This is a genomic window from Allomuricauda sp. ARW1Y1, from assembly GCF_013407935.1.
Classification (GTDB): Bacteria; Bacteroidota; Bacteroidia; order Flavobacteriales; family Flavobacteriaceae; genus Flagellimonas.
Genome location: NZ_JACBZU010000005.1, coordinates 106,385 through 125,728, shown reverse-complemented (window position 1 = coordinate 125,728; position 19,344 = coordinate 106,385). Strand labels below are relative to the sequence as shown.

The 19,344-nt window shown below is 43.9% G+C and carries 16 protein-coding genes; 8 read left to right on the top strand and 8 right to left on the bottom strand.

What is annotated here, in order from left to right:
* Positions 1 to 133 precede the first annotated feature (133 nt).
* The 7 genes from GGE08_RS13510 (at position 134) to GGE08_RS13480 (ending at position 7,790) form a co-directional block, all read left to right on the top strand.
* Positions 134 to 1,567 (top strand): ATP-dependent RecD-like DNA helicase, encoded by a 1,434-nt coding sequence (locus tag GGE08_RS13510; RefSeq protein ID WP_179385412.1) that lies wholly within the window; start codon positions 134 to 136, stop codon positions 1,565 to 1,567.
* A gap of 24 nt (positions 1,568 to 1,591) precedes the next feature.
* Positions 1,592 to 2,164, top strand: a complete 573-nt coding sequence (locus GGE08_RS13505) for a DUF4126 domain-containing protein (RefSeq protein WP_218847547.1) — start codon at positions 1,592 to 1,594, stop codon at positions 2,162 to 2,164.
* Positions 2,165 to 2,205: 41 nt separating this feature from the next.
* Complete coding sequence (kdsB, locus tag GGE08_RS13500; RefSeq protein WP_179385509.1) at positions 2,206 to 2,919, top strand: 3-deoxy-manno-octulosonate cytidylyltransferase; 714 nt, start codon at positions 2,206 to 2,208, stop codon at positions 2,917 to 2,919.
* Positions 2,910 to 3,614, top strand: coding sequence for an HAD family hydrolase (locus GGE08_RS13495; RefSeq protein WP_179385411.1), 705 nt, complete (start codon positions 2,910 to 2,912; stop codon positions 3,612 to 3,614). The genes kdsB and GGE08_RS13495 overlap by 10 nt, the downstream gene beginning before the upstream one ends.
* Complete coding sequence (locus GGE08_RS13490; protein WP_179385410.1) at positions 3,615 to 4,745, top strand: iron-containing alcohol dehydrogenase family protein; 1,131 nt, start codon at positions 3,615 to 3,617, stop codon at positions 4,743 to 4,745.
* Positions 4,746 to 4,778: 33 nt separating this feature from the next.
* The gene (locus GGE08_RS13485; RefSeq protein ID WP_179385409.1) at positions 4,779 to 5,321 is read left to right on the top strand and encodes a 1-acyl-sn-glycerol-3-phosphate acyltransferase; all 543 of its coding nucleotides are present in this window, start codon (positions 4,779 to 4,781) and stop codon (positions 5,319 to 5,321) included.
* Positions 5,322 to 5,666: 345 nt separating this feature from the next.
* The gene (locus GGE08_RS13480; protein WP_218847546.1) at positions 5,667 to 7,790 is read left to right on the top strand and encodes a M28 family peptidase; all 2,124 of its coding nucleotides are present in this window, start codon (positions 5,667 to 5,669) and stop codon (positions 7,788 to 7,790) included.
* A gap of 75 nt (positions 7,791 to 7,865) precedes the next feature.
* Here GGE08_RS13480 and GGE08_RS13475 read toward each other — a convergent pair whose 3' ends face one another.
* The 5 genes from GGE08_RS13475 to gcvT form a co-directional block, all read right to left on the bottom strand.
* Positions 7,866 to 8,576 carry a YebC/PmpR family DNA-binding transcriptional regulator gene (locus GGE08_RS13475; protein WP_127139810.1) on the bottom strand — a complete coding sequence of 237 codons (711 nt, stop codon included), beginning with the start codon at positions 8,574 to 8,576 and terminating at the stop codon, positions 7,866 to 7,868.
* A 65-nt stretch (positions 8,577 to 8,641) separates the two neighbouring features.
* Complete coding sequence (locus tag GGE08_RS13470) at positions 8,642 to 8,929, bottom strand: 4a-hydroxytetrahydrobiopterin dehydratase (RefSeq protein ID WP_179385408.1); 288 nt, start codon at positions 8,927 to 8,929, stop codon at positions 8,642 to 8,644.
* A 99-nt stretch (positions 8,930 to 9,028) separates the two neighbouring features.
* Positions 9,029 to 10,648: a hypothetical protein gene (locus GGE08_RS13465; RefSeq protein WP_179385407.1), complete on the bottom strand. Its 1,620-nt coding sequence runs from the start codon at positions 10,646 to 10,648 to the stop codon at positions 9,029 to 9,031.
* A gap of 205 nt (positions 10,649 to 10,853) precedes the next feature.
* On the bottom strand, positions 10,854 to 11,681 hold the full coding sequence (locus GGE08_RS13460; protein ID WP_179385406.1) for a sugar nucleotide-binding protein: 828 nt from the start codon (positions 11,679 to 11,681) through the stop codon (positions 10,854 to 10,856).
* Positions 11,682 to 11,688: 7 nt separating this feature from the next.
* Positions 11,689 to 12,777 (bottom strand): glycine cleavage system aminomethyltransferase GcvT, encoded by a 1,089-nt coding sequence (gene gcvT / locus GGE08_RS13455; RefSeq protein WP_179385405.1) that lies wholly within the window; start codon positions 12,775 to 12,777, stop codon positions 11,689 to 11,691.
* Between the two features lie 141 nt (positions 12,778 to 12,918).
* Here gcvT and GGE08_RS13450 point away from each other — a divergent pair, with 141 nt between their 5' ends.
* The gene (locus tag GGE08_RS13450) at positions 12,919 to 14,535 is read left to right on the top strand and encodes an aminopeptidase P family protein (protein WP_179385404.1); all 1,617 of its coding nucleotides are present in this window, start codon (positions 12,919 to 12,921) and stop codon (positions 14,533 to 14,535) included.
* Here GGE08_RS13450 and thrC read toward each other — a convergent pair.
* The 3 genes from thrC to thrA are packed head-to-tail and all read right to left on the bottom strand — an operon-like array spanning position 14,532 to position 19,204.
* A complete protein-coding gene (gene thrC / locus GGE08_RS13445; RefSeq protein ID WP_179385403.1) occupies positions 14,532 to 15,827 on the bottom strand; it encodes a threonine synthase in 1,296 nt (431 codons plus the stop codon). The genes GGE08_RS13450 and thrC overlap by 4 nt on opposite strands.
* A 5-nt stretch (positions 15,828 to 15,832) precedes the next feature.
* Positions 15,833 to 16,756, bottom strand: coding sequence for a homoserine kinase (locus GGE08_RS13440; RefSeq protein WP_179385402.1), 924 nt, complete (start codon positions 16,754 to 16,756; stop codon positions 15,833 to 15,835).
* 3 nt (positions 16,757 to 16,759) lie between these two features.
* On the bottom strand, positions 16,760 to 19,204 hold the full coding sequence (thrA, locus tag GGE08_RS13435; protein ID WP_179385401.1) for a bifunctional aspartate kinase/homoserine dehydrogenase I: 2,445 nt from the start codon (positions 19,202 to 19,204) through the stop codon (positions 16,760 to 16,762).
* Positions 19,205 to 19,344 lie beyond the last annotated feature (140 nt).

Below are 19,344 nucleotides of genomic sequence, written 5' to 3'. Positions count from 1 at the left end.
ACAACAATAAGAATTAAGTTTAACATATCTGATACTGTCTTTCAAAGTTAATTTAGTGGTTAAAGACAAATCTACAATATTTTTTTTATTGGGAAACTTTTTGCTTTAAAAAAGACCACTATATTTAGGCTCCATGAATGATGCTACCGTACCTACATTTTTAAAAATTTTAACCGAGAAATTTCCCCATTCACCTACCTTAAAACAGGATGTAGCCCTTAATAAGCTGGCTAACTTTGTTTTAGGAAAACAAAAGGACAGACTGTTCCTTTTAAAGGGATTTGCAGGAACGGGAAAAACGACACTGGTAGCTACCCTGGTGAGCAGTTTATGGAAGGTGAAAATGAGTGCGGTATTGATGGCCCCGACTGGTAGGGCGGCCAAAGTGATGTCCGTTTATTCCGGAAACAAGGCCTTTACCATCCATAAAAAGATATATTTTCCCAAAAAGCAGTCAGGCGGAGGTATCCAATTTGTGTTGGCTCCAAACAAACATCGCAATACCATTTTTATTGTGGATGAAGCTTCCATGATTCCTGATACCCCAGCGGATTCCAAATTGTTCGAAAACGGTTCGCTTTTGGATGATTTGATGCAGTACGTGCATTCGGGACATAACTGTAAATTGATATTGATCGGGGATACTGCGCAGTTGCCTCCCGTAAAGCTGGAACTCAGTCCTGCACTGGATGAGGGCCGCTTATCCTTACACTATAATAAGGATGTCGAATGTTTGGAACTCGATGAGGTGATGCGACAATCGGGCGATTCCGGTATCCTTCACAATGCCACGAACCTCCGTGAGCAATTGCAATCCGAATTTTTTGAGGAGTTTAAGTTTGAACTCAGCCATTTTACCGATATCGTTAGGCTTATCGATGGCAACGAAATCCAAGAGGCGATTGATTCGTCCTACAGTGAAAACGGCAAGGAACAAACAGCCATTATTGTACGTTCCAACAAGAGGGCCAACCTGTACAACCAGAACATCCGTGAACGTATCCTTTTTTTGGAAAATGAAATTGCCGTAGGTGATTATATGATGGTGGTGAAGAACAACTACTTTTGGCTAAAGCCCAATTCCGAGGCGGGGTTTATTGCCAATGGTGATATTATAGAGGTGCTCGAACTGTTTGCCATCAAGGAGTTGTATGGCTTCAAGTTTGCCGAGGTAAAGGTAAAAATGGTGGATTATCCCAATCAAAGGCCCTTTGAGACGGTTCTACTGTTGGATACCATCACGGCAGAAACACCATCTCTTTCCTATGAGGACGGAAATAAGCTGTACCAAGAGGTGATGAAGGACTATGCCCATGAAAAGACCAAATACCGCAAGTTTTTAGGTGTCAAAAACAACAAGTTCTTCAATGCCCTGCAAGTAAAATTCTCCTATGCCATTACCTGCCATAAATCGCAAGGGGGCCAGTGGGATACGGTATTCGTGGAACAACCATATTTGCCCAATGGGGTGGACAAGGATTACCTAAGGTGGTTGTACACTGCCGTAACAAGGGCCGAGCGTCAACTCTATTTAATAGGTTTCAAGGATGATTTTTTTCTTGGCTAGGAAAAGGCTAATTTAGACATCGGCATGAACATTGAACCAGATACCATAATAAGTTTGTTTTTAGGGATAGGATTGGCGGCCTCCGCTGGTTTTCGTGTTTTTTTGCCCCTTTTTGCCCTTAGTTTTGCGGCTTATTTAGGGGTGTGGGAACTCAACGATAACTGGCAATGGATTGGGAGTCTGACCGCGCTCATTACCTTGGGTATTGCCACGGTGGTCGAGATATTTGCCTATTTTATCCCATGGGTCGACAATGCCTTGGATACCATAGCTCTGCCTTTGGCCGGGATAGCTGGCACTGCCGCCGTGGTAAGCACCGCAAGCAATATGGATCCGGTAATCACTTGGTCTTTGGCCATCATTGCCGGGGGAGGAACCGCTACGGCCATCAAAGGAGCCAATGCTACGGGTAGATTGGCTTCAACAGGGACCACGGGTGGATTGGCCAACCCATTGGTATCGACCGTTGAAACGGGAGCGGCCGTTGCCGTGAGCACCGCCTCCATATTAGTGCCGCCCATTGCTGCGATATTGGTCATCATCATTTTGCTGATCATCTTCAGAATTTACCGAAAAATACGGCCAAGAGCCAAATAACCATTGTTCAAACCAAAAACCTAAAAGTGAAGATAATATCCATGATTCCCGCTCGCTATCAAGCCTCGCGCTTTCCTGCCAAATTGATGCAGGATCTCGGTGGGAAGCCTGTCATTGTAAGAACTTATGAAGCGGCGGTCCATACCGGACTGTTCGACGACGTATTTGTAGTGACCGATAGCCCAATTATTGCCGAAGTCATTGAAGCTATTGGCGGAAAAGTCATTATGAGCAAAAAAACACATGAAAGCGGCAGCGATAGAATTGCCGAAGCCGTAGAAGATATGGATGTGGATGTGGTGATCAATGTGCAAGGTGATGAACCCTTTATCGATGCGGATAGTTTAGGAAAAATCATCAAAGTGTTTAAAAATGATACCGAGCAGGAAATTGATTTGGGTTCGTTGATGACACCCATTACCGATTGGGACGAAATATCCAACCCCAATACGGTAAAGGTCGTTGTGGATAATCAAGGATTTGCACTATATTTTTCACGTTCCCCGATTCCCTATCCTCGGGATGAGAAAGTGGATGCCACCTATCACAAACATAAAGGCGTCTACGTATTCAGAAAAAGGGCGCTGATGGATTTTCAAAAGTTGCCCATGTTGCCTTTGGAAGCCAAGGAAAAAATAGAGGCCATTCGCTTTTTGGAATATGGCAAAAAAATAAAAATGGTAGAGACCCATGTCACCGGTATCGAAATTGATACGCCTGAAGACTTGGAACGTGCACGAAAAGTATGGAAGTAGATTTCAGCAATATAAAAACCATTGGTTTTGATGCCGATGATACCCTTTGGGTCAACGAGACCTATTTTAGGGATACCGAAGAAAAGTTTGCGGAACTTTTGGAAGGCTACGAAACCAAGAACAAAATAGACCAAGAGCTCTTTAAAATGGAAATGGCCAATTTGGACAGCTACGGTTACGGCATCAAGGGGTTTATGCTTTCCATGATAGAATCCGCATTGGACCTTTCCAATAACAAGGTCCCGCAAGAGACCATTGCCCAGATATTGGAGCTAGGTAAAAAAATGATTTCGCATCCGGTGGAACTCCTCGATGGGGTGGAGGAAGTACTTGCCAAACTATCGGGAAAATATAGATTGATTGTACTTACCAAAGGCGATCTTTTGGATCAGGAACGAAAGTTGGAAAGATCGGGACTTTCCCAATATTTTCATCATGTGGAGGTGTTGAGCGATAAAAAGGAAAGCAATTACAAGAATCTGTTGGACCACTTGAATATCGATGTCAAGGAATTTTTGATGATAGGAAACTCCTTAAAGTCGGATGTATTGCCTATCTTGAATATTGGAGCGCAAGCGGTTCATGTGCCCTTTCATACCACTTGGGCCCACGAGATGGTACCGGAAGATGAAATGGTCAATAACCACTTGAAATTGAACCGTCTAAAGGATGTTTTGAAGTATTTGGACAACTAAATGAAGACAGCGAATAATTTGAAGAAGCAAGAAGAAATAGCCTCAACCCACAGAACGGCCTATAAAAATTTTCCCATGGTTCCCAGGGTCATTTTTGGGTCGGGATGTTTTTCGCAATTGGGCGACATTTTATTGCCCCAACGAAAAAGTTCGGAGGCACCCTTTATTTTTTTGGTGGATGATTTTTTTGAGAACACAGGGTTCATGGCCAAAGTGCCCCTTATGTTCAATGACGAAATCATATTCATCTCGGCTGAGGAGGAACCCAAAACGGCCCAGGTAGATGCTTTGGTTGCCCAAATACGTGAAAAGTACAAGGAAATGCCCTCAGGTATCATTGGAATCGGTGGGGGAACCCTGCTCGATCTGGCCAAGGCCGTATCCATATTGCTGAACAACAAAGGATTGGCCAAGGACTATCAAGGATGGGACTTGGTGAACAAGCCAGCACTGTATCATGTCGGCATTCCTACGATTAGCGGAACTGGGGCAGAGGTTTCACGGACCACGGTACTCTTGGGTCCAGAAAAAAAGTTGGGAATCAATTCCGATTTTACCCCCTTCGACCAAGTGCTGTTAGATCCCGATTTTAGTGAAACCGTGCCCAAGGAGCAATGGTTCTACACCGGAATGGACTGCTATATCCATTGCGTGGAATCGTTAACAGGCACTTATTTGAACGCTTTTAGCCAGAGTTACGGTGAAAAGGCGCTGGAATTGTGCAAGGAAGTCTTTTTGGAAGATTTACCAGCGGAGGAATCCCGCGATAAATTGATGATGGCCTCCTGGCATGGTGGAATGAGCATCGCCTATTCACAAGTAGGGGTGGCACATGCCATGAGCTATGGTCTATCGTATTTATTGGGTGTAAAGCATGGTATCGGAAACTGCTTGGTGTTCCAGCATTTGGAGGAATTTTATCCCGAAGGAGTAGCACTGTTCAAAAAAATGATGGACAAGCATTCGATTACATTGCCTAAAGGTATCTGTGCGGATCTTACCCAGAATGACTTTGATGTAATGGTCAATGTTTCGATGGGATTGGAGCCTCTTTGGGAAAATGCATTGGGAAAGGATTGGAAAACCAAAATGACGCCCGAAAGACTTCAGGCCTTGTTCGAAAAAATATAGGGTTGGTTCTACAAGGAACGAATCCTTCTAATCATGCAGTCACTAGCGAAGTTTATTTATTTTAAGTTGTTGGGTTGGAAACTTAACGGACAGTTTCCAAAATTGGATCAATGTGTCGTCATTGTAATTCCGCACACCCATTGGTTAGATTTTTTTCTAGGCCTGTTGATTCGAAAAGTCATCAAGGAAGAAATCAACTACATTGGAAAAAAGAGTCTTTTCAAGCCTCCGTTTGGATGGTTTTTTCGTTGGACGGGAGGTGCACCCGTAGATCGTTCCAAAAGCTCCAATACGGTGGACAATATCGTTCAAATCTTTAAAGAACGAAAAGTATTCCGATTGGCTCTGGCACCCGAAGGTACCCGTAAAAAAGTAACCCAATTGCGAACCGGGTTTTATCATATTGCCCAAAAGGCCAATGTACCCATTGTGATGGTGGCCTTCGATTTTGGCAAGAAAGAAATCAAAATTGGCGAACCATTTTGGGTAACCGATAACCAGGAAAGTGATTTTGCAAGGATTCACGATTTCTATAGGGGGGTAAAAGGCAAAATTCCAGCCTACAGTTTTCCTTGAATTTTAAGTGACAATAATTGTCCATAAGATTTTCTACCCTACAACCAAACCACTTCTACGGAATCTCCGTACGTAAAAGTACAGCGACCAATTCGTCGGACTTACCAAAAAGGTCTTGTTTGCCTTTCGGTATTAAATCCTAGTACGAGTTAGTGGTTTACATTGTTTTAGGTTAGGTTAATTAGGTGTCTTAACGATCTACAGTTGTAGGTCCTTTTGATTTTTTAGTGCTGTTGTTTCCTCGTGGTAAGTTTTCCATACACTTTATAAATTGATTTGGTCCCAAGGCTTGGAGAATTTTTGAGCATTATAAACCCTATATTTAGGCAACCAAAACTAACTCAAATGATCAAGCTCAAAAATTCGAGAAAAAATTCTAGGTATCTCATTGCCTTTGCGGGTTTAATGCTTACTTCGACATTATCCGCACAAGATTGGAACGGGTACACCCCTTCTGCCATGCAAAAACAAGCCCAAACAGAGGCTACTTTTCTGAAAAGCGTGGATTTCCCAAAATATAGGGAGCACCTTCAAAAACTCACGGAAAAACCCCATGTGGCCGGAACTGCTGCCAACGAAGAAGTGGCCGAATATATGGCCACCGTCATGGAAAATGCTGGGATGAAAGTGGATTTCTATCCTTATGATATTTACATGTCCACTTCTGGCGGAAGCTCCTCAGTGGAACTGGTTACGCCCTACCGTAGGCCACTGAACCAGCAGGAAAATATTTTGGACGAAGACCGGTTTTCTTCTGACCCTACCTTGGAGAAGGGCTGGAACGCCTATTCAGGAAGTGGTGATGTAACCGCTGCGGTGGTGTACGCCAATTATGGGACCAAGGAAGACTTTGAACGCCTCGCTGAAATGGGTGTTGATGTAAAAGGAAAAATTGTTATTGCCCGTTATGGACGGAATTTTAGGGGATACAAGGCCAAATTTGCGGAGCAATATGGGGCAGCGGGACTCATTATGTATACCGACCCAGCCGATAGCGGGTACACCAAAGGCTTGGTCTACCCCGAAGGATACACCTATAATGAAAGCGCCATACAACGGGGCTCCGTTCTTACTTTGGACTATCAAGGAGACCCACTGACCCCTTTTGAACCTGCACTTCCCTTGGACGGCAAAAAGAAAGTTCAGCGGATGGACCCATCCGAAGCAGCCTTGCATACCATACCCGTGTTACCGTTGCCCTACGGTTCGGCAAAAGAAATTATTGGCAACATGAAAGGAAAACCGGTCCCGCAAGAATGGCAGGGCGGCTTGCCCTATACCTACCGACTTGAAGGTGGCGAGGAATTGACCGTTCGGCTGTATGTAGACCAACCCAAGGAATTTGTGCGTGTGAGCAATGTGGTGGGAACATTCAAGGGTACCGAATATCCAGATGAATGGATCATTCTAGGGTGCCATTACGACGCTTGGGCCTTTGGAGCCACGGACCCCAACAGCGGAACGGCCATGCTATTATCCCTGAGCGAAAGCATTGGAAAATTGGTCAAAAGTGGAAACGGTCCCAAAAGATCTATCCTGATTGCACATTGGGATGCCGAGGAGCACGGTGTGATAGGTTCCTCCGAATGGGTGGAGCAACTCAAGGATGAATTGGGGGCCAAAGCGGTTGCCTACCTCAATTTTGATGGAGGTGTATCCGGAAAAAACTTTGGTGCATCTTCCTCTCCAACCTTGAAAAACTTGGTCTCTGAAATGGCTAAAAAAGTGGATTACCCCTATTCGGAAAAGTCGCTCTATGATCAGTGGAGAGGTGATAAGGAGGAGCCCACTATTGGTAATTTGGGAGGAGGTTCCGACCATATCGGTTTTTATATGCACGTAGGGGTTCCTTCGTTGAGCGGTGGAGCAGGAGGCCCTACCTTGTATCACACCAATTACGACAGTTTCCACTTTTACGAAACTTTTGTGGATCCCGAGTTTAAAATGGGAGGTACCATTGAGCAATGGACGGGACTCATGACCTTGCGTATGGCCAATGCCGAATTGATTCCGTACGATGTAGAACGATATGCTGTGGATTTGAAAGGGCACTTTGCCAAGACCGTGGAAAAAATCAAAGGATTCCATGCCGAATTTGAAGGTTTTGATCAAGTGGACCAATCCATTGCTACTTTGGAAAAGAACACCCAACTTTTGGATGAAACTTTGTCCAACGCCTTGTCGTCGGGCGCATTGTCCAAAAAGGAAATCAAGGACATCAACAAGCAATTGATTGCCCTGGAAAAAAGCTTTATCGACGAAAAAGGGATGTATTATGGGTCGTGGTTCAAATCCCTGTACGCTTCAACAGATCCTTTTAGTGGATATGCTTCATGGATTTTACCTGGATTGGAATATGAGATTTCCTTGAAATCCACAGATCGATTGGAAGAGTGGGACCAAAGATACGCCAACGCTATCTCGTCCTTGGCTAACAAGGTTTTGACTTTGGCCCAAAGTATTCGATAAGTAGTTAAATGATTTAAACTAAAAAGGGGCATGGTCTGAAAACTATGCCCCTTTTTTATATTGTTGATTTGGTGTCTATTCCTTCATGGTATGATATACGTTCTGCACGTCATCATCCTCTTCAATTTTCTCGAGTAGTTTTTCCACATCGGCTGCCTCTTCTTCGCTGAGCTCCTTGGTTACCTGTGGGATGCGTTCAAAACCTGAAGAGATAATCTCGATTCCCTTGGACTCCAGTTCTTTTTGAATGGCCCCAAAATTCTCGAAAGGCGCATAAATATGAATTCCGTCCTCATCCGTGAACACTTCTTCGGCCCCAAAGTCGATCATCTCCAGTTCCAGTTCCTCTGGGTCGATACCTTCACCATTAATGGTAAAATTACAGGTATGGTCGAACATGAATTCAACCGAACCCGATGTTCCCAAACTCCCATTACATTTGTTGAAATAACTCCGGATGTTGGCCACGGTTCGCGTATTGTTGTCGGTGGCGGTCTCAATCAAAATGGCAATACCATGGGGTGCGTAGCCCTCAAAGAGTACTTCTTTATAATCTCCTTGGTTTTTGTCAGAAGCCCTTTTGATAGCACGCTCAATATTGTCCTTGGGCATGTTTACCGCCTTGGCATTTTGAATGACGGCACGGAGCTTCGCATTGGCATCTGGGTCGGGACCACCTTCCTTGACCGCCATTACAATGTCTTTCCCAATTCTGGTAAACGCTTTGGACATCGCTGCCCAGCGCTTCATTTTTCGTGCTTTTCTAAACTCGAACGCTCTTCCCATAACATCTTACATTCTGGATGCTGGCAAATTTAGCAAAAAATGCCCCTTTGTCAAGTCGATAATTTTTAACGCTGACCAACAATTTTTTCGATGGATTTTGCCAGGTCGATATCCTTTTGGGTAACACCTCCTGCATCGTGTGTACTTAGGTGTATGTTAAGGGTATTGTAGACATTTTCCCAATTGGGATGGTGGTTTTGCTTTTCACATGCAAAGGCAATGTGTGTCATCACGGAGAATGCTTCCATAAAATCCCCAAAAGTGAAAGATTTTTGAATCATGTCATCATTTAAGGTCCAGCCTGATAGATTTTTAAGGGCGTCTTTGATTTCTTCGGTATGTAATTTTTTCATAAATACGTGCTTTTTTAAAAGATAATCAATTTTAATGAGCTCAAAATAAAAAAGGCATACGGATTAGGTATGCCTTTAAAATTTATGTGCCATCAGATTTTATTCCAAATCAGCCATGTAAACTTTCCACTCTTGGAGAGGCCAATAAAAGTTATCCTCATTGGCCAAACTTTCATCTCTATCACCGTACAATAAAAACATTTTTCCGTTGAATATCGCCATTTGGTGCACAGCACTACCTCCGTTTGGATTGGATAGATTATGGGACAATTCCTTTAGACTATTATCTTCTGTATCGAACGCCCATATTTTGGTATTGTCATAGTTGACAGTTACATTTCCTAATCCTTGATCAGTAAAATCTAAAATTTTGTAACCCGTTACATAAATAATATTGTCATCTTTTTGAACAAAACTATGCTGAATTTCGGAGCCCAAATTTAGGGTTTGGATACTGTCAGGATTGTTCATGTCAATAATATAAATAGTGTCGGTGGCAGGTGTTAAATAACCAAACTCTGGTGAGCCGCCAAAAACATACATTTTATTGTCAACAATGGTTCCCCTTGCTCCAAATCGTGGTTCAGGAAGTTGCGCAAAAAACGTCAGGGAGTTATTGTTCAAATCCAACCTATAAATGTTTTTAGTCTCCTCAATGGCTCCTTGCCATTCATCCCCAAACCAAGTTGTTGCACCGCCTATGATGTAGACATAATCGTCCTGTACCGCCATGCCAAACCTTGACAAAACAATTTCGGTCCCAAATTCTTCTGAAATAAGTCCTGAATTGTAGTCGCTGATTACCTGATTTGTTAAATCAAAATCATATTTCCTTATTGAGCCTCCGCCAATACTAATCAGTTCATTATTTATAATATGTAACTGTTTTGTAGCCGAGCCTATATTTTCATAGTCTACAAATTCAGTTTGAGACATATCATCCAAATCAAATTTCACAACTCTATCTGGACGAATTTGTTGAGGATTATCAGGGTTTCCATAAGTATAGCCATCCTCACGAGTTACATAGAAGAAGCTATTGTCACTATTGGAACCAATCATTCCAGGGGAGTGGGTTTCAACTGATGCTGTTGCTACGGTAAAGGCTTCGGAAAAAACCAAGTCGTCAGGTGCAAACTTGTAATCGTTAGGAACCTTCGGAGTCAAAACAAAGTTGACTTGTACATCTAAGTCTTTGTTCGTTGTATTTTTTGATTTTGCTGTTGCATTACTACCTAAAGTAAGTAATACACTGGATTCATCAGATATTTGAATATCAAAATCATCGGATGTCAAAGTTGAGTCGCTCTCTCCAACAAACGAAAAAGGAGAGCTCTTTGGAGACCGATAATAGTCTAGAAGGGTTTCTTCAATATTTTGGCCTGATAGGTTTATGTCATGGCCTTTTCTCCATTCAAGTGAACCATTTTCTTTGTTTCCAGAAAAAACAATCTCATCGTCCAAAACATTAAAGTTATCTGATATATCAAACGATTCAGTTCCATTTGTTACTATTGCAGAAGATACTTTCCAAACTTTTAAATCTCCATTGTTTGTCAAAAAATCGACAGTTTTGTCCTGTAATTCAGATGTTGTTGGTTCGTTTTCGGTTGGTACTTCATCAGAAATAGGATCTTTAACAGGTGTGGCATCATCGGAACTACATCCATAGACAAATAACCCCAAGGTACATACAATTAAGTTTGCTTTAATTTTCATTTTTTTTGATTTAATTAATCGGGGTTATCTGCGGATGCTGGCAATTTATATTTTTCAGTTGGGATTTTTCATTCCCAATTGACGGATGCCCCTTTTCAATTGACGGATGCCCCTTTTAAATTGACGGATGAATATTTGTTTAAAATGATGTAAGAATAAAATGACCTCTTCCTTGGATTTTTATGAGTTGGAATCCATGAAGCAATTAAACATCATTTCCGGTAAAATGCTTCTCAATGATCTCCTGACAACTGATACGAAGGTTCTTGGGCAGGATATTATCCTTGGGCAAAGCGGCCAAATACCTATCCTCATTGGTAGTGTACACCCTTTTGTACACAGGATGATAATTGCCCAAGTGGGCTATAACCTCTTTGATGAACTCCTCATGCTGGATAAGGTCACTGCTCCCCAAATGATAGATTCCCGTCTTGTTCCTGTTGATCAGGTAATGGATTTGTTGGGTAAGCCTATCGTCGTTGGTCACATTGATGATCAGGTTGGGAAATACCTCAATCGGTTCATTGTTTTCAATATGTTCCTTGATTTCCCGAATTCGGGGAGAAGCGTTGCCAAATACCATGGGCACCCTTAAAATGGCCGTTTTTTCCTTGGGTAACCGCATCATCATATTTTCAATCTTGATTTTTAGCCTACCATAAACACTCAACGATAAGGTCTTGTCATATTCGTAGGATGGAAATTTACTGTAAGCATCGAACACATTGGCCGAAGAAATAAAGTAGAGTTTGGCCTTGGTCCGAATCAAATACTCCATCAAATGCTGATGCGCCTGTATCTGGGCGGGAAAGTTACCGCGAATAGCTGAAATAATTACGTCTGGGCTGACTTTCTCCAAAACCTGAAAAATGTCGTCCTCTTCCAGGTCGTAGCGCATAAACTGCTTGTTCTTGGCAAACGAACGATTGGAATAATAGGTGCCATAGGTATCAAAATAGGAGCAAAGCTCTTTGTATATGGCATTGCCCACAAATCCGCTCGCTCCTAATATCAATATCTTTTTTTTATCCAAAGGCTAACTAAGTATTTTTATAAAATGGCAGTTTTACCACCGTTGCAGGAACCTTGTTGATTCGTATTTGAATAAAAATTGGGGAGTCGACCTTGGAATGTTCCATGGTGACATAGCCCAAACCGATTCCTTTGGAAAGGGAAGGGGACATGGTACCCGAAGTCACCTTGCCAATTTGATTGCCCTCGCTATCCAGAATCGGATATCCAGCCCTTGGAATCCCCCGTTCCTCCATCTGGAAGGCAACGAGCTTTCTTTTGGATCCATCGGCTTTTTCTTTGGACAAGTTTTCACTGTTCACGAATTCCTTGGTGAATTTGGTGATCCAGCCCAACCCAGCTTCAAAAGGGGAGGTGGTATCGTCAATGTCGTTTCCGTAAAGGCAGTAGCCCATTTCCAAACGTAGCGTATCCCGTGCCGCCAAACCAATAGGTTTGATTCCAAAGCTGGCCCCGGCCTCCAGTACCTTGTCCCATACCTGCTGTACTTCGGAGTTTTTGCAATAAATCTCAAAACCGCCAGAACCCGTGTAGCCGGTCGCAGAAATGATGACATGCTCGATGCCGGCAAAATCGCCGACGACAAAACTGTAAAAGTTGATGGAAGCCAAATCGACCGAAGTCAAACTTTGCATCGCCTCCACCGCCTTTGGACCTTGAATGGCCAAAAGTGAATACTCGTCTGAGATATTTCTCATGTCGGCACCAATGGCCTCGTTGTATTTGGAAATATGGTCCCAGTCCTTATCAATGTTGGATGCGTTCACCACTAAAAGATAAGTTTCTTCCTTGACTCGATAAATGATTAAGTCGTCCACAATACCCCCCGTTTCGTTGGGCATGCAACTGTACTGCGCCTTGCCGACGGTCAATTTGGAAGCGTCGTTGGTCGTCACTTTCTGGATCAGTTCCAAAGCTTTGGGCCCTTCGACCAAAAACTCGCCCATATGTGACACATCGAACACCCCTACCGCCTTGCGAACGGTTTCATGTTCCACATTTACACCTTCATAAGAAACGGGCATGTTATAACCCGCAAAGGGCACCATTTTGGCTCCCAACGCTTTGTGCGTTTCGGTAAGTGCAGTATTTTTCATTGACTCTAATTTTACGATGGGCAAATTTATAGAATTAATTAAGGATACCCTTATTTTCGGGTATTATGATTTTGCTAAAACTGACTTCATATTGGATATATCGTATGTCCAAAATTTGTATTTTCATCAAAATATGTAATCATGTCAAAAATCAAATGGAGCCTTTTGTCGGCTATTTTATTCATAACCGCTGGGATTTCCCAGGATTTGCCCACTGACTATCTTCCGGCCGATTTTCATAAGGATAGAAGGGATGCCGTAAGAGCTAAACTACCTCCTAATACCGCAGTAGTGCTTTTTGCCAACGCAGAACGCAATCGGGCAAACGATGTGGACTACGTGTACCATCAGGACCCCAATTTTTACTATTTGACAGGGTACAAGGAGCCGAATGCCGTGCTGATTCTTTTCTCCGAACCCCAGACCGATGCCTCCGGAAATACGTTTGATGAAATATTTTATGTGCAAGAGCGAAATGCAAGAGCCGAGCAATGGACCGGAAAACGCTTGGGTGTTGAAGGCGTCAAGGAAAAGCTGGGTTTCAATATGGTTTTTAATGGTAGTGAATTCGAGAATTTCCCCTTGGATTTTGAATCTTTTGATAATGTTTCCTTCGTTGATTTTCATAACGACTATCGTGATAAACCGGGAACGGCAGATTTGTTTGATTTGGTCAAAACCTTCAAGATAAAGGCAAACTACCCTGCCGATTATAACCCTATACGAAACCAGTTGTACAAAAGAATTGCTGGGGCAACCGCCGATAATTCCGCTGAGGTCGCTGAAACTATCCAAAGATTTATGGAGCGGAATCCCGAATTGCAAGAAGATGATTTGCTCAACGATTTCGTGGAGGCGAATTCCGATGAGATCCGCGATGAAATCAAAAACAAAGTGCTCGTAGTCCAAAGATCTTCCAATCTGGATTCCAGCATCCTGCCTTCGGTGATGGCCGAATTGCGACAGGACAAAACCCCAGAGGAATTGAAATTGCTCAAAAAGGCCATCGAAATTTCCGCAGTCGGTCAAATAGAGGTGATGAAGGCCATGCACCCCAATATGTCCGAGACCGAGATACAGGGCGTTCACGAATATGTGTACAAAAGGTATGGTGCCGAGTATGAAGGCTATCCCTCCATTGTGGGTGGTGGACACAACGGCTGCATTCTTCATTACATTGAGAACAATAAGACGAAGGTGGGAGACGATTTGGTACTGATGGATTTGGGAGCGGAATATCACGGGTATACTGCTGATGTGACCCGTACCATCCCTGCCAACGGCAAATTTTCACCGGAGCAAAAGGCCATCTACGATATCGTCTATGATGCGCAGGAAGCAGGGATCGCCGCAAGTGTGGTCGGCGCATCCTTCGGAGAGCCACATAAAGCCGCTTTGGAAGTGGTGACCCAAGGCTTGTTGGACCTTGGAATCATTAAGGATGCCAAAGAGGCCCGGACCTACTTTCCACACGGAACTTCCCATTACTTGGGATTGGATGTGCATGATGCAGGTACGTACCAGGCCTTTAAGCCCAACCAAGTAATTACTGTTGAGCCAGGAATTTATATACCCGAAAACAGTGCCTGTGATGAAAAGTGGTGGGGCATTGCTGTCCGAATCGAAGATGATATCTTGATTACGGAAGATGGGCCTGTCAACCTTTCCGGCATGGCACCACGTACCACTGAGGCCATCGAGGAAGTGATGAAGCAGCCTAGTCCGTTGGACAGTTTTAAACTGCCCAAATTAGATTAATGCTGAAGCAAGTGCTGTTTCAGCTCTTCGTAACTCGTAATTCGATGTGACTTTTTATCCTTGTCCATCACTTTCATGATTTGTGGTGGAATTTCTGGACGTACTTCCAATGTGTCTTCGACCACATCCAAAAATTTAACGGGATGCGCCGTTTCCAAGAAAATACCAAAGGTATCGGGCTGTGATTTTTGATATTCCTTTAACCCAAGATACCCCACTGCACCGTGGGGGTCCATTAGGTAGCCTGTTTTGGCATACACCTCTTGCATGATTTGTTTGGTTGCCGTATCCGAAAAGGAATAGGAGGAGAGGTTGTTTTGTAGTGTTTCCAGGTTGTTTTGGTATAACTGCCTGATGCGAACAAAATTACTTGGGTCTCCCACATCCATAGCGTTGGAAATGGTCGCTACGGAAGGCATGGGTTCATATACCCCTTTTTTCATGTATTTGGGAACCACATCGTTTACATTGGTAGATGCCACAAAATGTTTGACGGGCATGCCCAATTTTTGGGCCACCATCCCGGCACAGATATTTCCAAAATTACCCGAAGGCACAGAAAATACAATATTCTTTCCCTTTGATTTGGCTTGCTTGTAGGCAAATAAAAAGTAAAACAGTTGGGGCAGCCATCGGGCCACATTGATGCTGTTTGCCGAGGTCAATTTTTTATGGTCCGTGATTTCAGTATCCAAAAACGCTGTCTTCACCATACGCTGGCAATCGTCAAAAACACCATCCACTTCCATGGCCTCGATATTTTGGCCCAAGGTGGTCAGTTGTTTTTCTTGGATTTCACTCACCTTGCCGCTGGGGTAGAGGATAACCACTTTTACCCCATCAACCCCTAAAAAGCCATTGGCAACGGCACCGCCGGTATCTCCAGAAGTAGCCACCAATACCGTAACATCCTGTTTTTGCCCTTGTGAAAAGTAGCCCAAACAATTCGCCATAAAACGGGCACCAACGTCCTTAAAGGCCATGGTTGGCCCATGGAAAAGTTCCAAGGCCGCCACATTTTCCTCAATCTCCACCACGGGAAAATCAAAATCCAAGGTGTTGGCTATGATTTCTTTCAGGACTTCATCGGGAATATCGTCGCTCACAAACTGATGAATGGCTTTGAAAGCTATTTCGTGATTGGAAATCTTTTCAATATTCTCAAAAAAATCGGGATTGAGTGGTGTAATTTTCTCCGGAAAGTATAGCCCCTTGTCGGGTGCAATTCCTGCTATGACCGCCTCTTTGAACGATGCCTGTATGTCCTTATCGTTTAGACTGTAAAACTTCATGGGATTTAGGTTATTTTTTTTACGCCTTGGCTGTTGACTTTCGAAATATGGATATCGAAATCGATGCCTATATTTTGATATGTTTCCTTCATGGATGCTGCCACTTGTTGGGCTATCGTTTCACCTTTGCTCAAGGCAAAAATAGAGGGTCCGGAGCCTGAAATACCACTGCCGAGTGCCCCTGCGCTGAGAGCATTGGCCTTGATGTCATCAAAAGCGGGAATCAAAATGGAACGGATGGGTTCTACGATATGGTCCTCCAAGGAACGACTTATCAAATCATAATCATTCTGAAAAAGCCCAGCGATGAGTCCGCCCAAATTGCCCCATTGCCGAATGCCTTGTTGCATGGAAATGGTCGTCTTCAAAATTTTTCGGGAATCGGATGTCTTGATTTCAATTTGCGGGTGGATTACCGTTGCGTACAATTCCGAAGGTGTCGGTATGGGGACAATGTCCAAAGGTTCGTAGCTCCGGACCAACGTAAAACCACCATAAATGGCCGGGGCCACATTATCGGCGTGGGCCACATCGCTTGCCAGTTTTTCTCCCTGCATGGCAAACTCGACCAATTCGAGCTTTGAAAAGGGCTTCCCTAAGAGTTCGTTCATGGCCCAAACCGCTCCAGTGGAGCTGGCTGCGCTGCTGCCAATACCGCTCCCAGGTTTGATGCGCTTATCAATTTCAATCTCAAATCCGCCCTCGTAATCACTTTTGTCCAAAAGCGCCAAACCAGCAACACCTGCAACATTTTTTTCAGCTTCCAAAGGAAGGTCTTGCCCCATAATCTTTGAAATACGAATCCCTTTTTCGGGAATCTTGCGAACCGTCATTGCATCACCCACCGAATCCAACGCCAAACCGAGCACATCAAATCCGCAGGATACGTTGGCTATGGTCGCTGGGCAAAATACCTTGATTTCTTCCATGGGTTAAAAGTTTCCGATTCGTACAATATCTGCAAAGATACCCGATGCAGTCACATCTGCCCCCGCTCCGGCACCTTTTATGATCAAGGGTTGGTTCACATAACGGTCGGTAAAGAACAAAACGATATTGTCACTGCCTTCCAAATTATAAAAATCGTGCCCCTTGGGAATTTGCTGTAGGCCCACTTTCGCCTTTCCATCCTCAAACTGTGCAACATATTTTAATTTGCAGTCCTTCGCAGCTGCGTCGCTGTACAATTTTTGGAAATCGTCCTCATATTTTTTCAAGCTTTCAAAAAAGGCTTCATTGGAATCGGTATCCAAGCTTTCTTTCGGCAGAAAGGATTCATTTTCAATGTCATCGATATCCAATTGATGGCCGCTCTCCCTAGCCAATATCAAAATCTTTCGCATCACGTCCACGCCGCTCAAGTCGATGGTCGGGTCCGGTTCGGTGTACCCTTGTTCCTGTGCCTGTTTTACCACATCGTGAAAGGTGGTGGAATCATCGAAGGTGTTAAAGACAAAATTGAGACTGCCCGATAACACAGCCTGTATTTTTCTGACCCTGTCCCCGGAGGCAATCAAATGCTTTAAGGTGTCGATGATGGGCAATCCCGCACCAACATTGGTCTCAAAGAGGTAGGGGGCATTATACTGTTTGGCCAATTGTTTCAACTCCTTGTAGTAGGCATAGTCCGAAGAAGAGGCAATTTTATTGCAAGTCACCACCGAAATGCTGTTCTTGAGATAGCTCGCATAACTTTTCGAGACTTCTTCGCTCGCCGTGTTGTCCACAAAAATACTGTTGCGGTAGTTCAAGGTATTGATGCGGTCGAAAAATTTCTGCTTGTCCGCCGGTTCGCCTTGCTCCAAGATGCTTTCCCAGTCCTTGAGGGAAATCCCGTTTTCATCAAACGCCATGGTTCTGGAGTTGCTCATGCCGATGACGCGTACATTCAGTTTTAGCTCTTCTTTTAAATATTTTTTCTGCTGACGGATTTGTGCCAGGAATTTGGAGCCTACGTTTCCAACGCCCATTACAAAAAGGTTGAGCTGCTTGATGTTTTCCTCAAAAAAGGTCTCATGAAGCGAATTGAGCGCCTTTTTGACGTCCTCTTTTTTGATGACCGCCGATATGTTTCGCTCGGATGCTCCTTGTGCAATGGCCCGAATGTTCACGTTGTTTTTGCCCAAGGTGCTGAACATTTTACCGCTCAGTCCTTGATGGCTCTTCATATTATCACCGACCAAGGCTACAATGGTAAGGTCTTTTTCAACGATGACCGGCTTTATCTTTTTGGTGGAAATCTCGAATTCGAAAGTTTCGTTTACGGCCTCCGCTGCCACATCCACATCTTGGTCGGCAATACCTACGCAGATGGAATGTTCGGATGAGGCTTGGGTAATCAGCACAATACTGATGTTCTTGACCGAAAGCGTCTCAAAAAAGCGTTTGGAGATGCCCGGAATTCCAATCATCCCGGGACCTTCAAGCGATAATAGACTAATGTTGCCCACATGACTGATGCCTCGGACGGTTTTGCCATTTCCATTGGTGTTTTTGGCCACTAGCGTACCTGGATTTTCAGGGTCGAAAGTGTTTTTTATGGCTATCGGTATTTCCCTGCCCAATACGGGTTGAATGGTAGGCGGATAGAGTACCTTGGCCCCAAAATGGGAAAGTTCCATCGCCTCTTGATAGCTGATGTGGGCCACGCACTTCGCCTGTTTCACCAACTTGGGGTTGGCCGTGTACATTCCGCTTACATCGGTCCATATTTCCAGCATATCGGCATCCACAGCGGCGGCGATGATGGCAGCCGTGTAGTCGGAACCTCCCCTGCCCAAAGTAGTCAAATTGCCACTTTTACTGGAAGCGACAAAGCCGGGCAATAGGGTGATTTGATGTTCGGCGGATTCAAAATAGGCCTTGCAATTGGCATTGGTGGTTACAAAGTCAACATTGGCCTTGCCAAAATGGTTGTCGGTTTTGATGAGTTCCCTACTGTCCTTGTAAACTGCATCCAATCCTTCGGATTTCAAAAATTCACTGATGATAAATGAGGAAAGGAGTTCCCCATAGCTGACGATTTTATCGGAAAGTTTTGGCGTTATCTCCCCAATCAAAAAAGAACCTTCCAAAAGGGTTTCCAGTACGTTCAGCTCGCTTTTTACCTTGCTCAACGCCGCACTTTGTGACTTGACGGGAATCAGTTCGCGAATGGCCGATATGTGCCGGTCCTCAATCGCCTTGAGGCTATTTTTATAGTTGATATCTTGTTGGGAAGCCGCTTGAGAGGCGTTAAGAAGCACGTCGGTCACCCCTCCAAAGGCGGAAACGACTACCGCAATTTGCTGCTCTTTCTGTTGGGCCAAGATAGATTTGACCTTATTGATGTTTTCTGGATTGGCTACGGAAGTGCCTCCAAATTTTAGAACTTTCATAAATAAAAGGTGTTGAAAAAAGTTGTAAACAGATTAAAAAACGGACGGATTGATATATAGCAGACTTACCCCAAAGGGGTGGTAATGTTAATGGTGAAGATAGATGAACTAGTATTCATCAAATTCCAGTTGTTATCCGT